The organism is Janthinobacterium sp. OK676 (assembly GCF_900103595.1).
Taxonomy (GTDB): domain Bacteria; phylum Pseudomonadota; class Gammaproteobacteria; order Burkholderiales; family Burkholderiaceae_D; genus Janthinobacterium.
Window position 1 is genome coordinate 111,212 of the sequence record NZ_FNHA01000009.1, and the last position, 20,949, is coordinate 132,160.

The 20,949-nt window shown below is 55.1% G+C and carries 17 protein-coding genes; 3 read left to right on the top strand and 14 right to left on the bottom strand.

The features are described from left to right. Nucleotides 1-49 precede the first annotated feature (49 nt). A complete protein-coding gene (locus BLU39_RS18135) occupies nt 50-865 on the top strand; it encodes a hypothetical protein (protein WP_092715440.1) in 816 nt (271 codons plus the stop codon). Beyond that, the gene (locus BLU39_RS18140; RefSeq protein WP_092715442.1) at nt 858-4,112 is read left to right on the top strand and encodes a DEAD/DEAH box helicase; all 3,255 of its coding nucleotides are present in this window, start codon (nt 858-860) and stop codon (nt 4,110-4,112) included. The genes BLU39_RS18135 and BLU39_RS18140 overlap by 8 nt, the downstream gene beginning before the upstream one ends. A gap of 529 nt (nt 4,113-4,641) precedes the next feature. Here BLU39_RS18140 and BLU39_RS18145 read toward each other — a convergent pair. The 3 genes from BLU39_RS18145 to BLU39_RS28290 form a co-directional block, all read right to left on the bottom strand. Then, nucleotides 4,642-5,883 (bottom strand): RNA-guided endonuclease InsQ/TnpB family protein, encoded by a 1,242-nt coding sequence (locus BLU39_RS18145; protein ID WP_092715444.1) that lies wholly within the window; start codon nt 5,881-5,883, stop codon nt 4,642-4,644. Nucleotides 5,884-6,005: 122 nt separating this feature from the next. After that, nucleotides 6,006-7,004: a S49 family peptidase gene (locus BLU39_RS18150; protein ID WP_092715446.1), complete on the bottom strand. Its 999-nt coding sequence runs from the start codon at nt 7,002-7,004 to the stop codon at nt 6,006-6,008. Nucleotides 7,005-7,036: 32 nt separating this feature from the next. Beyond that, on the bottom strand, nt 7,037-7,606 hold the full coding sequence (locus BLU39_RS28290) for a hypothetical protein (protein ID WP_139178352.1): 570 nt from the start codon (nt 7,604-7,606) through the stop codon (nt 7,037-7,039). A gap of 152 nt (nt 7,607-7,758) precedes the next feature. Between BLU39_RS28290 and BLU39_RS28295 the strand changes: the two genes are divergently transcribed. After that, the gene (locus tag BLU39_RS28295) at nt 7,759-8,091 is read left to right on the top strand and encodes a hypothetical protein (protein WP_139178354.1); all 333 of its coding nucleotides are present in this window, start codon (nt 7,759-7,761) and stop codon (nt 8,089-8,091) included. A 2-nt stretch (nt 8,092-8,093) separates the two neighbouring features. Here the strand turns inward: BLU39_RS28295 and BLU39_RS18155 are convergent, their stop codons facing one another. From BLU39_RS18155 to traC, 11 genes are read right to left on the bottom strand one after another with little or no spacing between them, the layout of a single operon-like run. Further along, entirely contained in the window at nt 8,094-10,967 is a 2,874-nt protein-coding gene (locus BLU39_RS18155) for a conjugal transfer protein TraG N-terminal domain-containing protein (RefSeq protein WP_092715448.1), read from the bottom strand. Nucleotides 10,968-11,008: 41 nt separating this feature from the next. Then, on the bottom strand, nt 11,009-12,430 hold the full coding sequence (locus tag BLU39_RS18160) for a conjugal transfer protein TraH (RefSeq protein WP_092715450.1): 1,422 nt from the start codon (nt 12,428-12,430) through the stop codon (nt 11,009-11,011). A gap of 10 nt (nt 12,431-12,440) precedes the next feature. Continuing rightward, on the bottom strand, nt 12,441-13,295 hold the full coding sequence (traF, locus tag BLU39_RS18165) for a conjugal transfer protein TraF (protein ID WP_092715452.1): 855 nt from the start codon (nt 13,293-13,295) through the stop codon (nt 12,441-12,443). Then, complete coding sequence (locus tag BLU39_RS18170; protein WP_254789001.1) at nt 13,292-13,705, bottom strand: hypothetical protein; 414 nt, start codon at nt 13,703-13,705, stop codon at nt 13,292-13,294. Before BLU39_RS18170 ends, traF (BLU39_RS18165) begins: the two co-directional genes overlap by 4 nt. Beyond that, nucleotides 13,699-15,012 (bottom strand): conjugal transfer protein TraN, encoded by a 1,314-nt coding sequence (gene traN / locus BLU39_RS18175; protein ID WP_092715457.1) that lies wholly within the window; start codon nt 15,010-15,012, stop codon nt 13,699-13,701. Before traN ends, BLU39_RS18170 begins: the two co-directional genes overlap by 7 nt. Nucleotides 15,013-15,014: 2 nt before the next feature. Beyond that, nucleotides 15,015-15,728: a type-F conjugative transfer system pilin assembly protein TrbC gene (trbC, locus tag BLU39_RS18180; RefSeq protein WP_092715459.1), complete on the bottom strand. Its 714-nt coding sequence runs from the start codon at nt 15,726-15,728 to the stop codon at nt 15,015-15,017. Between the two features lie 49 nt (nt 15,729-15,777). Beyond that, the gene (locus BLU39_RS18185; RefSeq protein ID WP_092715461.1) at nt 15,778-16,785 is read right to left on the bottom strand and encodes a TraU family protein; all 1,008 of its coding nucleotides are present in this window, start codon (nt 16,783-16,785) and stop codon (nt 15,778-15,780) included. Beyond that, nucleotides 16,782-17,474 carry a type-F conjugative transfer system protein TraW gene (gene traW, locus BLU39_RS18190; protein ID WP_254789002.1) on the bottom strand — a complete coding sequence of 231 codons (693 nt, stop codon included), beginning with the start codon at nt 17,472-17,474 and terminating at the stop codon, nt 16,782-16,784. The genes BLU39_RS18185 and traW overlap by 4 nt, the downstream gene beginning before the upstream one ends. A gap of 12 nt (nt 17,475-17,486) precedes the next feature. After that, entirely contained in the window at nt 17,487-18,011 is a 525-nt protein-coding gene (traF, locus tag BLU39_RS18195; RefSeq protein WP_254789003.1) for a conjugative transfer signal peptidase TraF, read from the bottom strand. Beyond that, entirely contained in the window at nt 18,008-18,352 is a 345-nt protein-coding gene (locus tag BLU39_RS18200) for a hypothetical protein (RefSeq protein ID WP_254789004.1), read from the bottom strand. The genes traF (BLU39_RS18195) and BLU39_RS18200 overlap by 4 nt, the downstream gene beginning before the upstream one ends. A 5-nt stretch (nt 18,353-18,357) precedes the next feature. Then, nucleotides 18,358-20,925: a type IV secretion system protein TraC gene (gene traC, locus BLU39_RS18205; RefSeq protein ID WP_254789005.1), complete on the bottom strand. Its 2,568-nt coding sequence runs from the start codon at nt 20,923-20,925 to the stop codon at nt 18,358-18,360. Nucleotides 20,926-20,949: the final 24 nt, after the last annotated feature.

The window sequence follows — 20,949 nt, forward strand, 5'->3', positions numbered from 1 at the left end:
ACTATATTGTATTATTGCAACAATATAACTTCGGATTTATCTTCTTGCAATGACTGCCATCAAAGCCAAAGTAGTATCTGTTGACACCGACGTGTTCGGGGAGCAATGGACCGTCGGTGATATCGACGAGTTAGCAAGAATTATCGCAATTGTGGCCATAGGACAGGCAGAGCACGCTTCAATAATCGTACGCGAGCTGCAACCCCAGAAGCCCGCTCTCTCGATGATCCTCCTGTTCGCGCAAGCGAAGAAACAAATGAATGTAATAGGCAAGTCAGATCAGGTCAGATATCAGCGTGACGGCTTCCTTTTCGAGTGCATATCTTGGATTAAAGCACAGCAAGCGGCCCATCCTCGGCAATATCTAAAAGTTCCTCATATTAAGTCCACCACTCAAGGGATGGATGGGCTCATGATCGAGCTGCACGCAACCAAGCCTCAGGTCATTCGATCCATGATCTTTGAAGACAAGTGCACATCTAAACCGCGAGACAAATTCCGAGATGAAGTCCTGGTTACTTTCGGGGAGCATCACCGACATGAGCGAAGCGCTGATCTTCTTTCGACCGCTATCAGTTTAATTAAGGAGTCCGGTTTAGATGGCTCTGCAGCAACCAAAGCAGCGGGGGCGGTGATGGATATAGCCTACCGGACTTATCGGGCTGCACTTACTGTCGATGCAACGATTAATACGCCAGACAAGCGAAGTAATCTGTTTAAAGACTATACCGCTCTTGATGGGATAACTCAGAAACAGCGCGTAGGGGCGGTTTTTGTCCCTGATGAATCACTTCGGGAGTGGTTTCAGAAACTCTCAGACCAAGTAGTTCACGCATTAACGCAATTTGAGAACGATCATGTTTGATTCACGTACTGCGGCGCTGCTTCAGTCCGCCCCGAGCTTTAACCAACTGGACGCACAAGAGCTTCCTAAGATTCTGACTCGACAATATGCGGAGCTTGTATCTGCACGATTGAGAGGGGCTGAACCGTCATCCAATGATCAAGAGCAGCACTGGTCGCTGGGCCGGATTGCTGATGCATATGAAATCGTAGCCTCTTTAGAGAGCGATCCAGAATTACGACGTGCTGCGGCCTTTGTCGCTGGAACTGCACAGCAAATTATTGCGCGCGGAAACGCAAGCAATTCACAGAGAATTGCGAATTCTGTGATTACTAGGGATGGGGTTGATGCAGGGTTGACCGCAGCGCTATTGTTTTTGATTGCAGAGCAGTACGCAGATGCCAACGAGGCTGCGAAAGGGATCCACGGCCACTCTCCTATTCAAGAATTCCGTATTGTTGCGCTGCATATCAAGGATTTAGTACAAGGTCGACTCAAGCAGATTCTTGATCGAGCGACGCGATGGCGCAAAAATGAAGAAGGCCTCGCACCGAAAAAGAAAACAGTTCGCCGATTAGCGCTGCAGGCTCTAGGAAATGCATTGTGTGAAGGAGTAGAGTTACTAGCCGCAGACCTGATGTCGATGGAACATCCAGTCGCGGAAACATTGAACTTCCTGACGGCGCCTGAAGCGTTCCGTAAGGTATTAGAAGTATGCTCCCGAACTAAAAGTTTCGACTTCGCCAACAATGCTACAGAAATTACAACCTCGTATCCAGGACCTGCGCATCTCGCATCCTTGCTGCTGGCGACAGGAGAGACTTTAAGTTCTGCTGCGTTAACGAAGCTACCGCCACCTCGCGATACCGATGACAAGTTTTGGAAGAAATGGCTCGCCTTCCGGGCCACTGAAACGCCATACGTCTGGCAGAATCACAGGGAGGCGATTGGGCTGGGTTTTTATGATCCGGGAATTTCTGCGGTGTTGGTGCTCCCAACTGGAGCAGGAAAAACTACGGTTTCCGCACTAAAAATTGCAGCGACACTTGCACGAAACAAGAAGGTCGTGTTCTTAGCTCCAACCCATGCGCTCGTCGAACAGTTAACCGATGATCTGCAATCAATATTCCCTAAAGACGAGTTCAGCCTAGATGTATCTAACGACTTTGACTCGGTACTGCTAGCTGATGCTAGCCTTCAAGACATCGAAGTCATGACACCTGAGCGTTGCCTAGCGATGCTCTCGTTCTCTCCGCAAAGCTTCGAGAACGTTGGTCTGCTCGTATTTGATGAGTGCCACTTACTGAGTCCGCAAGAAGGCAAAAATCGACGTGCATTGGAAAGTATGCTATGCGTACTGACCTTAAACGCCGTTGCACCTGAAGCTGACATGCTCTTCCTATCAGCGATGCTGAGAAATGGGCGCGAATTTGCGGAATGGATTGCAGACCTTACTGGCAGAAGATGTATTCCGATTGATCTTTTATGGAAGCCATGCAGGCAAGTGCGTGGTGTGGTCCTTTACGAGCAGGATGAGTTACGCAACGCGGAATTGAAGGCGATAGTTGTACAGCACGAATTGGATCAGAAGAAGGAAAAGAGTTCAAACTCTCTTCGGGCACAAGCTAAGCGTCAGCTTCGAGCAACGCCATATGCTGTATGGGGGCTACAGCACAACTGGCTATCGCTAAGTAACGATGCGTATTTCGTCACAGCAATTTTAGACGAGTCCGTTGAGCTTTCTGGAAAAACCAATGGAACAAGCGTTCATGTTACCCCGAATGCGAATCAGGTTGCTGCACAACTCGCTGCTGCAGCGGCGACTAAGGACCTAAAGACTATCGTATTCGTAAATACGAAAAACGACGCTGTAGGGGTGGCCAGCTCCATCGCATCAATGTTGAATGATGAGGTTACTTTAAATGACGATGAAGCCGCAGTTTGGGATGCGATTCGTGTCGAGTTCGGAGACTTAAAACATACTGTCTTCGATCACAAGAGCTTCGGAGCAGTTCCTCACAACGCTGCAATGCTGAGGGTAGAACGTCTACTTTCCGAAAAACTGTACAAAAGAAGCGATGGTGCCAAAGTTATCGTTGCGACACCAACTCTCGCTCAGGGCCTTAATTTACCTGCCCAACTGGCTATACTGGCAGGCGATAAACGCATGGGGGAGCAAGCTGGCGAGCGAGTCACTATGGACGCGCACGAACTACTGAATGCTGCTGCGAGAGCTGGTCGTGCCGGTCATCTGGCTAACGGAGCAGTTTTGCTTGTTCCAGATCCAGTCTGCATCTTCGGTTCTACACGCCGCTTGAACGCAAACGTTAAGCGTAAGTTGTCGTCAATCCTTCCCGAAGACGATCGTTGTATTGACATTACAGATCCGTTAGAAGTGATCTTAGACCGGATTATGCAAGGTGACGTTGTCGACAGGGAAGTGAGATATACGGTTAACCGACTCGCGGCTTTAGCAAGCGCTGAAGGTTCGGATAGTTCAAACGTGACACTGATAAGTAGATCGCTCGGAGCTTTCATCGCTAGGAAGCGAGGCGAGGAAAAGATTTATAGAGAAAAAATCGATAGCCTGTGGGCAGAAGTGCAGGAGTCAGCGTCAGATCAGTCTAATAAAGCTGTTCTGTTATTGGCTTCGCAGAGCGGATTGCCCTTAGACCTGCTTGATCGGTTGAGGACTCGACTAAGGAAGAACTCACAAGCCCTCCCAACCTCGGTGGGAGAGTGGATTGATTGGACATTGCGCTGGCTCGCGCATGACGAAGACGCAAGGACCGAACTGCTCGGGGAGATTAAAGAGGCCGTGCTTTCAACCACTGGAAAGAAAACAACGGCAATGCTAGATAAGGACGCCGTCATGGGGCTGAAAGACGGGCTGTCCGCATGGATCTCTGGCGCCCCTATGCGTGATATCGAAACTAAGCTGGGCGGCGCGCCGGACGCATCTACAAAGACTCACCGGATGTGTCCACGCGCCAGAACCTTAGCCGCTACAGTCATCCCTCGAGGCCTATCATTCGTACTCAGCGTAGTTGCTCGAATGGCTGAAGAGATCGGACTTTTTGACTCTGACGACAGCTCGAATGAAAAACTTATAAAAGCGCTTTCTGGTGCAGTTAGACGGGGATTTGACACGGTGCACAAGCTTGAGTTTGCGAGCCGAAATAAGAGGATTCTTAGTCGAGTCCAAATGCACAAAACCTATGCAGAAGTGTACGGGTATGCCAGTATGGACGTCGACGACGAGTTATGATTTAGCAAGATTCAGTTGAGCTTGTGAGCAATATAGGTTTCATCCAATCACTGTGGCCACTTCCATCCACTAAACAATAATGTCGGCTGGCAGAGGTATTACCTAAGATTAAACGGTTGCACTCTCTGCATGGAGTGCAAGTTAATACGCCACAGAGGAAAACAGCCTGAAGGTTTTATCCTTGCCAAGCTCGGTAGCCTCACTTGCTCAAACCGGCAGAGAGCTCTTAGCAGGAAATGGAGTGAGCTTAAACTGACAAAAAGCTGATGGGTGAATCGCCACGAATTCACTAGACGCTCGCCAGTCGCTTGAAATTAGGCTTTTTGTAGGATTGGGAGCAGCTTGTTGTTCAAGCGGTGGCGTACGCGTCGTTACTGGCCCTCCTGTCCCTGTTGACATCCTCCCCGCCTAAAGGACGGAGATTTCTACGCGCGGCGCGATGAGTTGCGAAGCGCTTCGGCGGGTTCCTGCTTCTTCGAGCGGCCTGACTGCGCCATCTCTCCACAGGCTAAATTGACATCCTCCCTGCCTAAAGGACAGGGATTTCTACGGCGTGGCGCGATGAGACGCGACGCGCTTCGGAGGGTTCCTGCTTCTTCGAGCGGCCTGACTGCGCCATCTCTCCACAGGCTAGCAAGCGGTGCCCCCGCTCTAAAACATTTGCGGCTCCAACTACATCGGCGTGATTTGCGTAGCCGCAATTGACGCATAGGAATTTCGCCTGGGTCTGCCGATTGTCTTTTGATACGTGCCTGCAAGTCGGGCACGTCAGGCTAGTGTGGTGCGGTGGCACGGCAAGCAGCATGCCGCCACTCCATTCCATCTTGTAGTTGAGCTGCCGTCTAAACTCGCCCCACCCCTGGTCGAGAATGGCACGGTTCAGCGCGGCTTTCTGACGCACCCTCTTGCCCGGCTGTTCGACAGTGCCTTTGGCGGACCTGGACATATTCTGTACCTGCAAATCCTCAAGGCAGACGAGCGCGTGGGTTTGGCAGATTGTCGTTGAGGATTTGTGCAAGAAGTCCTTCCGGGCATTGGCGATGCGGGTGTGAATCTTCTGGACGCGCGCTTTCGCCTTCTCCCAATTGCTGCTGAATTTGACCTTGCGGCCCATGCGGCGCTGGTACCGCGCCAAGCGCTGCTGGTGTCTCTTGAAGCTGTTCAGCGGCGCTATGAAGCTGCCGTTGCTCAGGGTGGCAAAGCGGGCGATGCCGACATCTATCCCAACTGCACTCGTAGCGATAGGAACCACCGGATCCACCTCGCGCCGGGTCTGTATTGAAATGAACCACTTGCCGGCAGCCTGGCTTATGCTCGCATTCACTGGTTCACCAACAATGTCCCGGCTCTTGCGGTACCGTAGCCATCCTAATTTGGGAAAACGCAGGCGGCTGTTGGTTTGTTCGATTCTAATTCCCCCTTTTGCTGCCACGCGGAAGGAAATCCTGTCGCCCTTGCGCTTGAATCTTGGAAATTTTGCACGGCCAGCAAAGAAATTCGCGTAAGCTTTCTCTAAGTCCTTCAACACATATTGAAGTGCTGAACGAGGTGAGGCAGCAAGCCAAGGAGTTTCGCAACCGTTGCGCCATGCTGTCAGACATTTCGACATGGCCACATAGCCGATGAATTTGTTGCCAGCTGCGTGATTTTCTTTTTGCAGAGCTAAGGCTTTGTTGTAGACGAACCGACACGATCCGGCAAAGCGGCGCATGGCGCGTTCCTGTTCGCCGGTTGGTCTCAACTCGAACCTGTAGGCTTGATATCTTTCCATGATTCTTCAAGCTTACTCCTGCGAAGTCAGTATCGGCCACAAGAAAGCTAACCAATTTGCGCCGTATTTTGGCTTGACATGGGTCGCATACCGTACTGAATTGCAGCTCCGCTCTCCCTCCCCTATCTAAGCTTAAACTCCTGCCTCGCGATGATGTCGTCGAACGCAGAAGTGATCGAGGTTGAGATCAGGGTACCCATTTGACCAAATCCGCCAGGGTGTGGTCCAAAGTTGAATGCAGTCACATCCTTCTGAGCATCCACGAAGTCATCCACCGTGCCGATGGCATCGATCAGGCCGATTTCCTTTGCTTCTAACCCACTCCAGATTTCCCCGCTGGCGTAATTGACGTCGTGCCGCAGGACGCGGCCGCGCCGTTCCTCTAGTTCGCGCAAAAAGGTTCGCCCTACCCTGTCCACCAAATCCTGCGCCTTGGCTTGCGCATCCTGGCTAGGTGGTGTGAACGGATTCAAGAATGCCTTTAGGTGACCGGATGCATATACCTGCTGCGAAATTTCCAGGCGGTCCAACGCACGCGACAGTTGCCATGGCGCGATAATGGCGCCGATCGATCCCACCAGACTGTATTTCCCGGCGATGATCTTGTCGGCGTGCAAGGCAATCATGTAGGCAGCCGAGGCGCCAACGTTGCTGATCGCCGCCACTACCGGTTTCGGGTGCTTTTTCCTGAACGAGTGAATCGCGTTTCCGATACGCTCGGCCTCGACCGGAGCGCCGCCGGGACTGTCTATCACCAGAACGATCTGCGTAACGTTGCTGGACTCAAACGCCCGCTTCAGGGCCGGCACAATCTTGTCTGCGGACGCGAGTGAGGTTGCAGCGATCTCGCCTTCGATGTGCACAATGCCTATGACCGGGCTGAAGGGACCTATTTTAAACTGCAACATTTGCATGAAAAAGTACAGGCCGAACAGGAGTGGCATGAGAACGAGCAACGACTTCAGCGTCAAGGTGAGGCGGCGAGCAAATTTTCGATCCCGTTCAAGCGCCAGGCGTTCTTCCCGGAATCCCGCGCGTTGTTCGCGTATCTCGACCAACATAAGTAGTGCGAGATTGCTGGCCTGCAGTTCGGGTTGACTCTTATCGTCTTTATTTTCCATGGCGTTTCCTTGAGGGGGATAGGCGCGATAAGTTAGCGACAACTGCCCCCCCAACCCAGTACCACAGTTTCCCAGGTCATCTTGTCACCACACGCTTTTTTTTCTTCTTCTCTCCGGTTTGGCTGTGCACTTCGCATCGGTGCACCTTGCGCGATCATGGCTTCCGTCGATTTTGCTTTTTCCATTTCGGCTAATGCCGCGGTGGCTTCTTTGAGCTTTGAGATTGGGCAGCGAACCATAAAACCTTGAGGATAGTCTTCGGTTCCAGCAGGTTGTCGCTGAAATTCTACAGGTTTGCACACTTGATAACTTACCTTACGGAAATAGCCCTCGTCGAATGACGTTCCCATCTCCGAATGCAAAAGCAGAATCTGGTTATTAGTGCATTTTTCCGTGATGAACTTCATTGCGATACGAAAATAAATTTCCGACTCGTCGCGGGTTCCGGCAGGCACAAAGGGTTTCAGCCCTAGTCGGTACGTAGTTAGCGGTGAAAGATCGCAGACACTATCATCTGTTTCACGGTTCGCCAAAGATACCGAGTACGCTACCTCTTGGTGAAGCCCTGAAGCAAGAAAAATAATAAAGATAACTTTTTTCATTTAAAAAACCTCAGTAGTCGATATTAGTGATCATGTGCATTTGACAACACTCAACAATTAAGTTGATAAGAATAAATTATTGCAATAACCTTGAAAAATTTAAAATATTTTGTATTATTATTGAACTATTCCCATCTATTTCGAGGTTGGCGATGAAAACACTCAAGCAATTTTTGGCATGTGGTTTTGCTGGTGCAATTTTCGGATGTATTTTTTTAAGATTTGAAGATTCTTTATTAGGCATAGCAATTGGCTCTTCTATGGGCGCTATATTTATATGGATACTTTATATCATAGTTTTTTTGTTGGTTTTCGTTGGGAAAATAATTTTTAATGACTGGGTATTTGTTTTTCCTGTTGGATTTAGTGGATGGCATGGTTTTTTGTTTCTTCGCGATAGTAATTCTAAAACAAGAATTTTTAAGATCGATATGGACGAGAATTGTGGCATCGATGTAACGAAAAATGTTGCAGAAGGAAAGTGAAATTATTTTTTTAAAATATCCTTTACTTTTTCTTTTGCTTGATCGCTTAACTCTTTGAGACGTTCCGCTATAAGGTCAGGATCTTCTTTCACTTGTTCATTTGCCTTAAGAAAAAGAGACTTTTTGGATGAAATATGTCCGGAAGGATTTTCTGTAACCCCTGTATCATTTTTTTCGCTTTGTCGCGCCTGCTCTATTTCCTTATCGGCTTTCTCCCATTTTTGGTTTAGTTCCGAATGCAGGTTAGAAGACGATGTTTCAACGCTATTTATTACTACCCCATTCCTCTTCCCCCTGTGTGTTGGCTTTAGCGATGCGCCATGATCTGTTGTCCCTTTTTCAGAATCTCTTGAATTTTCTTGACGTACATGTGTCATATTATTCTGGTGTTGTTTGTCAATGTCAGGATGAAGTGACGGATCACCATTTATTTCTTCGTAATTTTCCTTGATGGATTGGAAGGAGTGAGGAAAATTACTTGTCGCAGTCGGCAATATCGGCGTTTTTGCGATACTACCTAGATACGAATCAATTATTGTTCTGGCTGCAGCACTTGTTTTGTTATTCGACAAGAGGGATTCAAAAAATTGACTATTTTGAGGGTCTTTGGATAGATCGAAATGAAACGACTCGCCGCGCGAGTATGCGGCCGACAGGCTGGCTGCATATTCCGTTTGTTCACGCAGCGTCGCCTCCGCCCGGATTGATTTGGCGGTCGTTTTGGTGATGCGTGCCGCATTTTCTGTTGCGCTCCTCCTATCTGTCGTAACGGTGGTTAGTAAGCTGGTATTGTTTGTCACCGCATCTGCCCACTCCTTGAACTTTGAAACGTCATCATTTTTCAAATGGCTGTTAATATCTGAAATCTTTTTATCTATTCCAGCGGAATAGTTCTTGCCGCCTTCGGCAGAGATGCCAAGTTTTGTGCCTGGAATAATACCGAGCGCCGGAGTACCAACACTCAAAGCGGCTTCTGCACCAAAAGCGACATTTGCGACCTGTTGTTCGGTGGCGCCGATGGCCTTGGCAATTGAACTTGCAATTTGTCGAAGCTCATTAGTGCGTGTCCCAAAATTTTCAGTGTTTGCGTGGGTTGTACCATTTGACTTAATGTCCGCCGCGGTAGTTCCGACCGATTGCACCAGGGCAGTGGATAAAGCTGTGGCTCTCTCTCTGGAGGCAACGACGGCGTCTGATTTTGCTGCTGCCATTAACCGTGTCGCGGTGGCGACATGATTTTCCGTGACTTTCCCCTCCACTGTTCTGGATACTGGCCCTTCATTGGCCAACGCCTTAACCGCAGTCAGGCCAGACAACGCGTTGGATGTGTAGCTATTTCCTGAAAGATCGTTTTGCCGATTTCGGAAGAACGGTGACGAGCGGACAGGCGCCAAGGTCATCTGGTCCATGGCGACATTTCCCATGGATACGTTGCCTGTTGCCGCCGAATTGGTGGCAGTGGTCACATTACTTTGCAACAGGCGCATGCCATCGACGAGCGCGGTGCCGAAGTTCTCCATGCGCTTAAGGGCAGCCCAGGCAATGAAAGGAATGCTGATGGTCATATAGCCGACGACGGCTTCGCCCGAAATGGCGCTGGAAAAAATGGTCGAGGAAGTAGTCAGCGACAGGGCGTTCACCCCGTTGCCTACGCTGGCCGCGGCGGCCAAATCGCGCATTGCATACATGGTCGCAGCGTAGTTGAGGATGGCATACAACGGCGGCCAAAGCTGGATCCAAATAAGCACAGACGCATAGTTCTTGAAGCCAGCCACGGTATCTTTGCCGTTAGCCAACATAAGGAGCAGGATCAGCAGCGGGAACATCGCGTACGCCACCACTTCGACCACGTTGCGGATTACGGGCAGTGCTTGTTCAGCTATTTTTCCAGCATTGATCCACGCAGCATTGGTCTGAACCACCGCCTGCGCGCGGCCGACAGCCAGCAGCATCGTGGCCGGATCGTTGTCCTTTTGGCCAGCCAGAAGGCTAGTGTCGTTCACAGCATTGATGAGCGCATTTTGCCGAATAATATCGGCAGCGGTGGCCGAGGCGTCGGCAATTTTTGCTTTCAGATAGGCTTGCTGTATCTGGTCCGCGATCAGGGCCGAGGCTACCGTCCCAGGAAGCGTCGGATTCATGCGGAATGCCAATGTGCCCTGGATGCGCTGAACTTCGGCCGGCATTTTCGCCGATAGCTTTGTATATGCCTGAGGACAGGTGAGCACTTCCGAGGCACCGGCCGCATTCGTGACGCTGCTAAACCGGGCGGGATTCGGGTCGCCCATGAGACTCCACACATCGCCCGAGGTCGCAAATGCGTCCGGTGACAGGTAGCCAGAGGCCAGATCATAAATAGTACAATTATGTATAAAATTGATAAGATCCGTTCGGAAATACGGACTTTGGAATACCACTTTGGAAGCCTCACGCACCATCCGGCTCCCAAACATCAGTCCGTTTTGCTGGTACGTGAGCTTGTCCGGCATGCCGGCCGGCCCCGGGATCACCTGCATGGCCGTTTCTTCGAGTTCCGTCAGACTATTGCCGACCGTACTGGTCAGCGAGGCAAGCACCGCCAGGCCGAACGGGACGTTGTCGACGAAGACTTCGGCCGAACCTCCCGTCTTGTCGACAATACCGACAGTGACCTTCGGCACCAGGAGCACTGAAAATACCAGGACAACCGAGGCGAGCCACTTCCAGCCCACCATCTTTTCCGGGGCGAAGGCATAGCCCACCAGTGCGGCCACGAAGCCACACATGGCGACGATGCCGAGGGCATTTCGGTAGGTGTTGGCGCCGACCATGGCGGCCACTGCATTCATCAACCCGTACAAACTGTCCGAGTTCTGGTATGCGAAAATTTCCCACATGACTATTTACCTCCTCTACCTTATATTTCCCCACCTTTTAATCACCGCAGATAGGCGGCCTGGCGTCCCAGCAGATCGAGTACCTGCTGCGGCATATTGGCGCGCATTTGCCGCGACAGTTGTTCCAGGTGGTTAGACACCACCGTGATGGAACCTACTTTCTGGTAGACGAGGGCCTTTTCGCGGGACAGCTGGGCCAGCATGTCACTGGTTCGCCGGCGGATGACCTTGGATCGCTCTATTTGATCTTTGTTCAAATTAAAATCCTTCTCCAGGGCTTGCATCCCCAACCGCAGGTTCTTCTCCAGAAACATGTAGGCGTAATCCGCGGCAATCACATCCCGATACGTGGCAATCAGCTGCTCATTGGCTGTGGCAGAAGGAAACGATGCGCCGATCGACAGCATGCGGTAGACAGGCTCGCTGGTCTGGTTCACGAAACCGACCTCCGGCGACATGTTGGGAATCGGTGTGCGCGTCTCGATTTTGTAGGCGATCGAACGCATCAGCTTTTCGACCTTGACTGTAAACGGGGTATGGACGTACTCGGGGTCGACGGTGACCTGGTCGCAGTTGGTGTAGTTGTTGCAGCGCAGAACCGTTTGGTGGACGTTGCCGCTCCCGGCATCCGACTGGCCATAGAGCAGCTGGGAGATCGACGTGAAGGTCGGTGCGATCGGATTCGGGTCTCGCCCCTCCGAATAGAAAATAATGGTCCCGACCATGCTCATGATCATTTCTCGCTCCTTGTCGTCCAGGTAGTTGCCGGCGAGCTTGAGCGATTCCCAGGTGAGGTTACCGACGAACGGGGCCTTGTTTTTGACCAGGGGATCGGAAGATTTGCGCGCCGTCTCGAGAATGGAACCTTTGTCGGATTTGCAGCGGACGGCTGCGGCGGCATAGTCCGATTCGAGGCCCAGCGAGACGGCGATGTCCTCGCAGGCCTTGCTGGAGCTGAACCCCGTGGCCTCGGCGGCCGACGAGACCAGGGATTTGGCGGTGTTGCAGGAATTGATTTGCGCATTCGTCATCATGGACTCGAGGTTTTTGGTCCACTTGGTGATACCACCGAGTAGCGGGGACACCGATTCGAGCGCGAGCTGAAACGCTACGCCTGGCAGCGCGGAGGTGACGTTTTTGAGCATGTTCTTGAATTCGGCCGCCGAAATGTAGGAGAACGAGCCGCCGAAAAGATCGATGCCACCGCAGCCGGCTTTGGCCGTCGGGTAATTAATTGCCATTAATTGATACGTCTTGTTCGGCGCGCGCAGCATCAAGCTGCCGCCGCTATAGGTGTTGTAGACCTGCCCACGGAAAGCGCCCGGCGCCGAGTAGTTGCCGATGGCGCCGAGGTCGTTGAACATCTTGTTGACTTCGGCATTCAGGTCACCGGCGAAGGCCGGATGGATGTACAGGGTACTGGTGGACAGGGATAATGCGATGATGAGTTTGCGCATAGGCATGATGAGCTCCTTAACGAGATGAGTAATTGGTTGTCAGCGGCGCTTCGACGGCTTCTGCGGCGCGCGGCCGCAGGGCGTCGATCCGTTCCACCAGCTGGCCTTCCGACAGCACACCAAAACCGACCGGCATGATCTTGCCGGTGATGGGCTGTGCCAAAAACAGCGCCGGAACTTGCTTGACGTTGAGCGTGGCGGCGGTACCGTTGTCGGTGCGGGCATTGGTAAAACCCGGCACCGCGCCACCATCCAGGCTGACTGGCAGCACCTGGATACGGTACTTCGTGGAAAATGCCCGCAATACCGGCCCATAGGCATGGCAGTACGGACAATCACCACGAAAGAAGAACATCAGGATGTGGTCGCTCCCGATGTTGGCGAGGGCGGAAGATCTCTCCTGCATTTGTACCTGTTCAAATACCTCCAGCGCCTGGGCATTCACGGGGCGGCCCTGCGTGGTGGGGTCCAGGTCCGGATTGGCCCACGCCACTTTCTGCGACAGGTCGGCGAACAGCGAGGCATTCCTGAGGACCTTCGATTCGAGCTCCATGTAACGGCGCACGTTGGCGACAGTGGGATGCATGACGGCGACGGCCTTGAGCTGTTCCAGTTGCAGCTGCAGCTCATGCAGCGCCTTGACTTCAGGCGGTGGCTGCGGCGTGGTGGGTTTTGGTAGCGCGACTGGCGCAGGCGTTACTACTTCCTTCTGCGGTTCGTGCACTGCCGGGTCGTCATAGAAATGCCAGCCGCGCCGCACATCGGCCTGCGCGCCAGCAGCGTGGCCTGTTGCCGGGACACTGGCGGGAACCTGAGCGTGTACGGCTCCGCAGGCGAGCAGCACTGCCAGACAATATTGGTACCTGATCATGGCGTTTTCTCCAGGCGCAGACTGGCGGGCGGCAGGCCATTGCGGCAGTAATTGATACCGATATCGATCGTCTGCTTGTGTGGTGCCTGCTCTGCGGCGAGCCTGACGCCTTCCTGCCAAAATCTGACGTTGAGCCGGCGGCAGCCGTCCTGGGCGTAACGGGCCAGTGTCGTGACATCCATGAAGACTGCGGAGGTGGCGGAAAAGCGCCGGGTGATCGCGTCCGCCAGTTCTCCGGTCAACATGCCGGCTGCGCGGCCGTCGGGTGCATCGATGGCCGCCAACATCAGTACCTTCGGATCGTTCACCCCCACGCGGGGTGTGGCGTCCGAGGCCGCACAGGTTGCGGCGCAGAGCATGGCAGCGTAGAGGGCAAGCGCAACCCTGCACGTCGTGGTTCGATTCAGCATTTCCCTCTCCCCAGATAACAGGTCGGCGCGCGCTGGGCGGCAGCGTCCTTGAGCGCCGCCGCGTTGGGCAGCGTCGGCACGATCGAGGCATAGAACTCGGTCAGATCCAGTTTGGCGAAGTCGATGCTTTGCAATTGATCCACGTTAAAGCCGGAACAGGCTGGATTTTTGGGTGCTCCCCATCCCATGCCGAGCTGCGCCCTCCCCTGTTCGTTGATCATCCTGGCCAGGCGCGAGTTAAAACAGCATTTAGAGGTCGTGTGTTCGATGCACGCCACGCATTTCCCTAATACCCGGATGCAGGCGCTGCACCAGGTGCCGATGGTGTGACATAGCTGGGCGCCCTCCTTCATCGCCAGCTTGCCCTCGCCCGCGTTGCAGGACATCATCGAGACCGCGATGTACATCACCGCCGTCATCGCCAGGCTCCAGGGATTGAACGCGATCGCCAGGTGTTCGGTGGTGGCCAGCGTGACCGATCCCGCCGGCAGCGCCGTGCCATTGACGGCCACCGTCACACCGAACGTTGTATAACTGCCGCTAAAACCGCCACTGGTCAGCAGCGCCTTGGCGCCTTGCGTGATGAACTCGCGGTTGCCGCTGTTCATCAGGATGTCGAATACCAGGCGCGAGCCGATGCCAAACAGGGACTGGTTAGTAAAGTGGGCCCCGGCGCCATCGGTATAGCAGCAGTTTTTGAGGAGCCGGTTGCGGCAGGTATTTCCCTCGCCATTGAACAAGGTCATGGTCTTCGGATCGAGATAGACGCCTGCCTCGCGCACGGCCTCCATGTAGGTCATGACCTGCGCGAAATCGACGTCATTCGTATAGCTGGTACTGAAGCATTGCGTACCGAGGCAGAACGTTTTTGGCGCACAAGTAGCGCCAGCGGGGCAGCTGGTGGTGTACGCGGCCAGCGTCGTCTCGGCACTCAGGGGATCGCGGGCGATGGCTTGCGCGGCGGAGATGGTCGGATCGGTGGCCAGCACGGGCGGGCGCGGCGTGTTGGCCGAGTTCAGGGCACCCACTTGCGCCGCGCAGGCTGGGTCGCCGGGTGTCAGGGCGCAGGCCGCCAGGTGGGTACTGGCATCGCTTTTGAGGTTACTCTTGCCGTGGTAGACGGTTTCGGGTGGCGACAGCGTATAGCCGGGCACGTGGGCAGTGGCGCTCTGGGTAGTGACGCTGGCCCGGGCCGCCTGGTTGGCAGCCGTGGCGCCGGCCAGATCCTGGTTGACTTGCGCCAGGACAATGGCAGGCGGCATGCTGCTCAAGCAGCAGGCGGTCGTCAAGGTGATCAGGCGGCGCATGGCTATTTCCCCATCTTGTCCAGGAAGCGGCCGGCGCTGTCGGCGAAGCGCGGTGCGCGTTGCTGGATAGTTTTGAGCGCGTACTCAAGCGAGACATCGCCGGCGACGCGGACATAGGCATCCGGTGCGAAACAACTCCCTGCCCCGCAGGCCTGGGCGGGTGCGCCGGCACGTAGCAAAACGAAGGTCGGTGCCTGGCGTACGGCAAAGCGCTCAAAGGCCTGCGGATCGATTTGCCATGCCACCTTGCGCTCACCCATGATCTTTTGGGCATGCGCCACAGTTTTGACCAGTGATCCGTCGTCCAAACCCCGTAGTAACAGGGTCGCGTGCAGCTTCGCGGCCTGCAGCGCCAGCATATGAAGAGCGGCTTCCGGCATAGCGAAGGTCACAAAGACCAGCAGCCGGTCGCCATTCAACGCAGAGAGCGTGATTGGATTGGATGCCGCTTCGTAGCCTTTGGCAATGGCGCCCAGATCGACGGGTGGCGTTGGCCGAGGCTGGGGCAAGGCGTCGATCCGCATCCGTGGCGTAGTGGGAGTTGGCCCTGGCGGCAGGTCTTGCGGCACAGGATTGGCCCGTACCGCGCGAGCGATATCCTGCTCGGTGATGACCGGCTGCAGCTGTTTGGCGCGTTCGATGTCCGCGTCGGTGATCGTTGGTATCGCCTGCGCCGCCACGGCCTGGGCCAGGAACAGTGCGCCTAGCCCTGCCATGGCACGCAGCGCAGCAGGCCTGGCGCCCGCAAGGGGCACTTGGATTGGATTAGTAGCCGACACAGCAGTTCCTTTTACGAAATAACATAAACGCAAAATCTTCGCCCTTGACCGGGTATTCCTTGCCCGCTCCCCAAGCGATGGTGGTGCGGCCAAAAGGCTGGCAGCATTTGCCCAGTTCCTTGTCGGTGGCCGGAATGGGATATGTCAGCTGGGATTTGTAGGCCGTCTTGTCCATTTCCGGCAGGAAGTACGGACCGCACAGCCCTTTCTGGCCATGCATGCCCCACGTCAGCAGCTCGCGGTGCATCTTGGCGGTGAGGCGCTGCATCATCAGTTCGGCGGTGCGCACCCCGCCCACGTGGTAGGCCGCGTGGCCATCGAGCGGGAAAAGACCTCCCTGGCAGCCGGCGCACCAGAACAATTCCGGGCGGCCAAATCCCGCCGTGGCGGCCACGCAGTCGGCAGCGCAGGCGGCGACGGCGCCCGGATTGGCGAACAGGACCGTTTCCGGATTAATGATGAGCGTAAGTTCGTCATCGTCCCATAGGGGGTCGACCTCGGTCATGTAGGCGATATCGAAAGAGCCGGCCTCCAGGCAGGGGAAGTCGGCGACCGCCTTGAGCCAGTACATGACAGGATTCACATAAAAATGCGCCTGGTAGAAGGCGTCCTGGGCGCCGCCTGCGTCCGTGGCCCGGGCGGCTTCCGGCGCAGGGATGCCCGGATTGAGATCGATGCCACCGAGGGACACCAGGCAGAACGGTTTGCGCACCACTTCCACGTGGCGCACGGGTTCCCAAAAGCCGATGGACAGGCCGATCACCGGATTGACTTTGCACGAACAAATCGGACTGGACGGATTGGCGGTGTCTTCCTGGCCGCCCAGGTTGCCCAGAGTGACGCTACCCAGGGAGATCGGCAGGATGCATGACCAGCAGATATCCGTGATCGGATTCGGAAAGGCGCCAGTGCAGGTACCGACCGGCGCCGGCTGGGCATGGCCTGCCCCGATGAGGAGCAGGATCACTGCGATCGTATGTTTGAATAGGTTCATTTCGCCACCATTTCATCAATCCGAAGACGCATGCCTTCCTGGTACACCAATGCGGGGACATGCCGGATGCCAAAGCGCCCTACTAATCTGCCCTGCTGATCGAAGTAGATCCGCGTTTTCCACTGTTTCATCAGCTCCAGATACGAACCGCCGACGAGTACCGGCTTGATCCGCGCGCCATCGCGCTGGAGCAGGCTGCGCGCCATCCTTGTCTGTGCAGGATCGCGCGCGTCAAAAAACAGCAGCTTTTTCGACATGGACGTGATCGAGAGCGGGTTGGTACGGGTGCCTGCGGGGAACAGGACGTGACCTTGTGCGTCGAGCATGTTCTTGTCGAGCACATAGGTGGGGTCAACGTACAGGGTTCGCAGTTCCTTCGCCGGCGTCAAGCCTGCCACCGGTGCCGGGTTGGCCACGGCCGCCCTGCCTTTGGCGATCGCCTGCTCCTGCAGTGCGTGAAGCTGGCCGCTCTTTTCCAACGTACGCAGGCGCTGGGCAATCATCTCGAGCAGGTTTTGCTCGGCAATCGGATACGTCGGCCCGATCGCGGCCAGCTCCTCGGCCTTTGCAAGTACGCCCATGAGGCCACTGGCCAGCAACAGGATCGACAAGGCGCGCATGGCCAGTTCACCGCATGGCAGGCAGGGGAAGCGTCGTGTCGCAGGTGTCGGCTCAAGCAATGCCATCATTTTCTCCTCGCGTCAAAAGATCGGAATCACGACGCCCAGGACCGCCTCGGCACGTACCAGGCCATTGATGCTGTAGCGCGAATCGAAGCTGTCTGGGCTGGTGCCTTGTACATAAAAATACGATGGCGGAATCACCATGTCGGCGATGGGGTCGAGCCGGAGATGTTTGACGGTGGTATGCGTCTTGGCAATGCCGACCTCCTGGCCATTGACGAACACGTGGCGATCCCGGACGGTTACTTTGTCGCCGGCCACGCCGCGCACGATCTTGAAGAACGGCTGGTGGTACAGGCCAGGGAAGATGCGGTAAGCCGCCCCTTCGAATGCATAGACCACATAATCCCCGCGACGGATGCCGTCCGCCCGGTAGTCGACCACTGCGACCACGTAGGGCAAGCTGGGGGTCACGTTAAACAGGATAGGCAAGCGCGGTGTGGCATCGATAAACAGACGCACATAGGCGAGTGTCCAGATCACGACCAGCACCAGGTACAGATACCAGCGTCTGCGCACATGCTGAAAGAAATCGCGGGTCACAGTTTCACCTTTTTTCTGAGCAAAGGCGTGAGATCGATCAGCGTCGCGCGGCTGCCGATCACCGCCGTTTTGTCGACCACCAGGCATGCGCACTCTTGCGGCAATTGCGCCAACGCAGCAGCAAAACGGGGGACGAATCGTTCAGCATCGGAGATCGCCTGCCGCCGCTCTATGTCGGTACGGCTGCTCGTCATGGCTTTAAAGACCTGTTCCTGCTTTGCATTGAAGACGTTCGCCACGTCGACGACCCCGATGACCAGCATCGGCCGCAGCACCAGCCGGTCATATGCCGCAATACCGATCGCCACGAAGCAAGCCGATACGAAGATGTTGATCAGCATGAGTCTCATTGGAGTCCCCTGTCGGCCAGTACCCGGGCGATGGCCTCGTCGATGGAGTAGCCCTGGGCACGCAAGGCATCAATCGGCTTGTTATCGGCGAGTTTGTTCGAGAACAGCAGCTGCGTGGCTGGATCAATGACCAGGCGTACAACGCCTTCGCCGATCGGCGACGAGACATACATTTCCGCAAAGGCGCCTGCCTCGGTGCGTAGCGAGTTCAATAGCCGTTTCTTGGCGGCGCCCATGACGATGCGCTTGTTGCTTTCCAGGATTTCAATCGACTCCGGTTTTTGCCGCAGCAGGAAAACCCAGTCAGAGCAGTTGAAAGCGGCTGTCATTTGCACCGAACCGTAATAGTCATCGGCACCCTGCGTCGCGGTGCCCAGTGCACCGCCATACTTGCGCGCACGCCGGGCGGCTTCTTCCACCACGGCGGCCTTGACCGGGTCGTCCGCACCGATCTCTCCAAGCTGTTGCTTGAGTTCATCGATGATCAGGAGCTTCTTGCGATCGCGGTTCAGGTACATCTCGCCGGTGATCTGGTACATCAGCAGGATATTGACGACGGCATGCAGATCTGGCTTGCGTTTGAGTTCTTCGTTTTCGATCACGACGAAGTCATTCGAGAAGTCGACGTTATTCTTGCCCTCGAAGAATCGTTCATATTGCCCGCCTTTCGCGTACGGATTGAGCATGATGGCAAGATCGCGGATGCGGTCATCCCCTTTGATTTCGAGCTCCGCGATATTGCCGGTCTTGAATTCATCACGCAAAGCGGTGATCGTCAAATCATTGCCGTAGGATTTCCATAGCTTCAGCAGGACCGTTGAAATGGCCTTGTATTGCACTTCTTGCAATTGCTGACTCATCGAACACATCTTCGCCAGGGCGGGCAACAGCATATCGATGTCTTCGTGAATGTCATTGACCGCCGTAAATGGGTTCAATATGATCTTCGAGCGGGGACTGAACTCGACATGCGTGCCATTGGCTTTCTTGCACAGCTTCTCGAATGAGCGCCCGAGATCCAGCAGGCGTACTTGCGCACCGCCGGATCGGTATGACCAGGCGATCTCGTTGAGGGTGACGGACTTGCCGGACCCTGGGGCGCCGACGACGGCAAAATTATAGTTGCCCAGGTCGTTGTCATACAGGTCCAGCGTCACGAGCTGGCCGCGGCGGCCGGCAAAGATGAGCGTTGGCGTGTCGGTTCCTCGCCATTCCGCCAGCAGGGGCGCCAGATGGATGGCGTTCGCCGTGGATTTGCGCGTCACCCGCTTCATCTTCTTCATGTCATTGTGGAATGCGGGCGTCAGGGTCATGGGCAAGCTCGCCAGCAGCGCCTGGCGGTGCATGTACACATCAGCATTGAGTTCAAAGCCGCTGGCACGCCAGATGGCCTTGGCCGCTTCTGCCGCCGTCGCCGCCTCGGCGGGTGACGAGAAAATGGCCAGCTGGTGGTACATTGAGACGAGGTTGCCGCCGACATCCATGGCGTTGGCGACTGCATTCCAGTCTTCCTGCTTCTTCTGCACGTCCGGCATGATGGCGGCCATCTTGCTGCCCGCGTTCTGCGTCGCGCGGATATGGTTCGCAGTGATCAATGTGCGCGTCGTGTTCGTATCGAGGATGTGCACGCCCATGGTGAGCAGGAACGGCGCACGGTACTGCAATGCCGGTTGCATGACATGGCCGATGAGCGCGCCCATCTGCCAGAGGGGGAAACGTCCAGGAAACGATTTAATGGAGAAGAAACGTGCTTCCACGTGCTGCGGCTTGCCTGGCTTCGAAAACCGGATGCCTTCGTTGGTCGGTTCCTGGACGGTATCGAAGTCCACAATCTGATCCCGCAGTTCCCTTCCCTCATCGTAGTGAATCCATGGGGTGACACCGTCTGCGAGCCGATGTGGATTGGTGAACAGTGCGCACCAGTTGATTAAGTCGGCCGCATCGCATACTGTGCTGGGAAAAGAAGCGGCGTCAAGGGTGCTTGCCATCGAGTCGCGCAAACCGATGGCCGCTTCACGCTTGCCGATATCATCGGCGCGTCCATCCGTCGTGACGCTCATCATCAGTCGAAAGTCGCGCAGCGTAAAATGAAATCCCTTGGTCAGGGATTTCTGGCTTCCGGCCAGCAGATGGTGCACGCGCTGGCGTGCCAGCTGGCGGTACAGGTTGCTGTTCCGGGCCGGCCGGCCCCACTGCTGCGAGTTTTCATATTGATCCGCGTCTTCCATGCGCATGTTGGCATATTGGATCAGCGGGGCGCGGATGTCCGGCGAGCCAAACAGGTGAAATTGCACACCCGTGTTGGCGGGACAGTTGGTATACAGGCTTTGCAGCACTTCCACCATGCGCTCATCGGCACCGGCCTGGGGCATGAGTTCGAGCATGAAACCGAGCCGGTGATGGCGATTGATGAACAGCTGCTCGCTGTCGACATAGGGACCGTACGGTAGCCAGCTGGCAAACTGGTCGGGGGCGAAACCGTCACCCCGGTTCAAGCCAAACATGTCGCGCACGCCGGCACCAATCCCGTCGCCGCCGGTTTCCGCTGTAAAAAATGTGAACATATCGTTCCTTTCCGTATCCCGCAG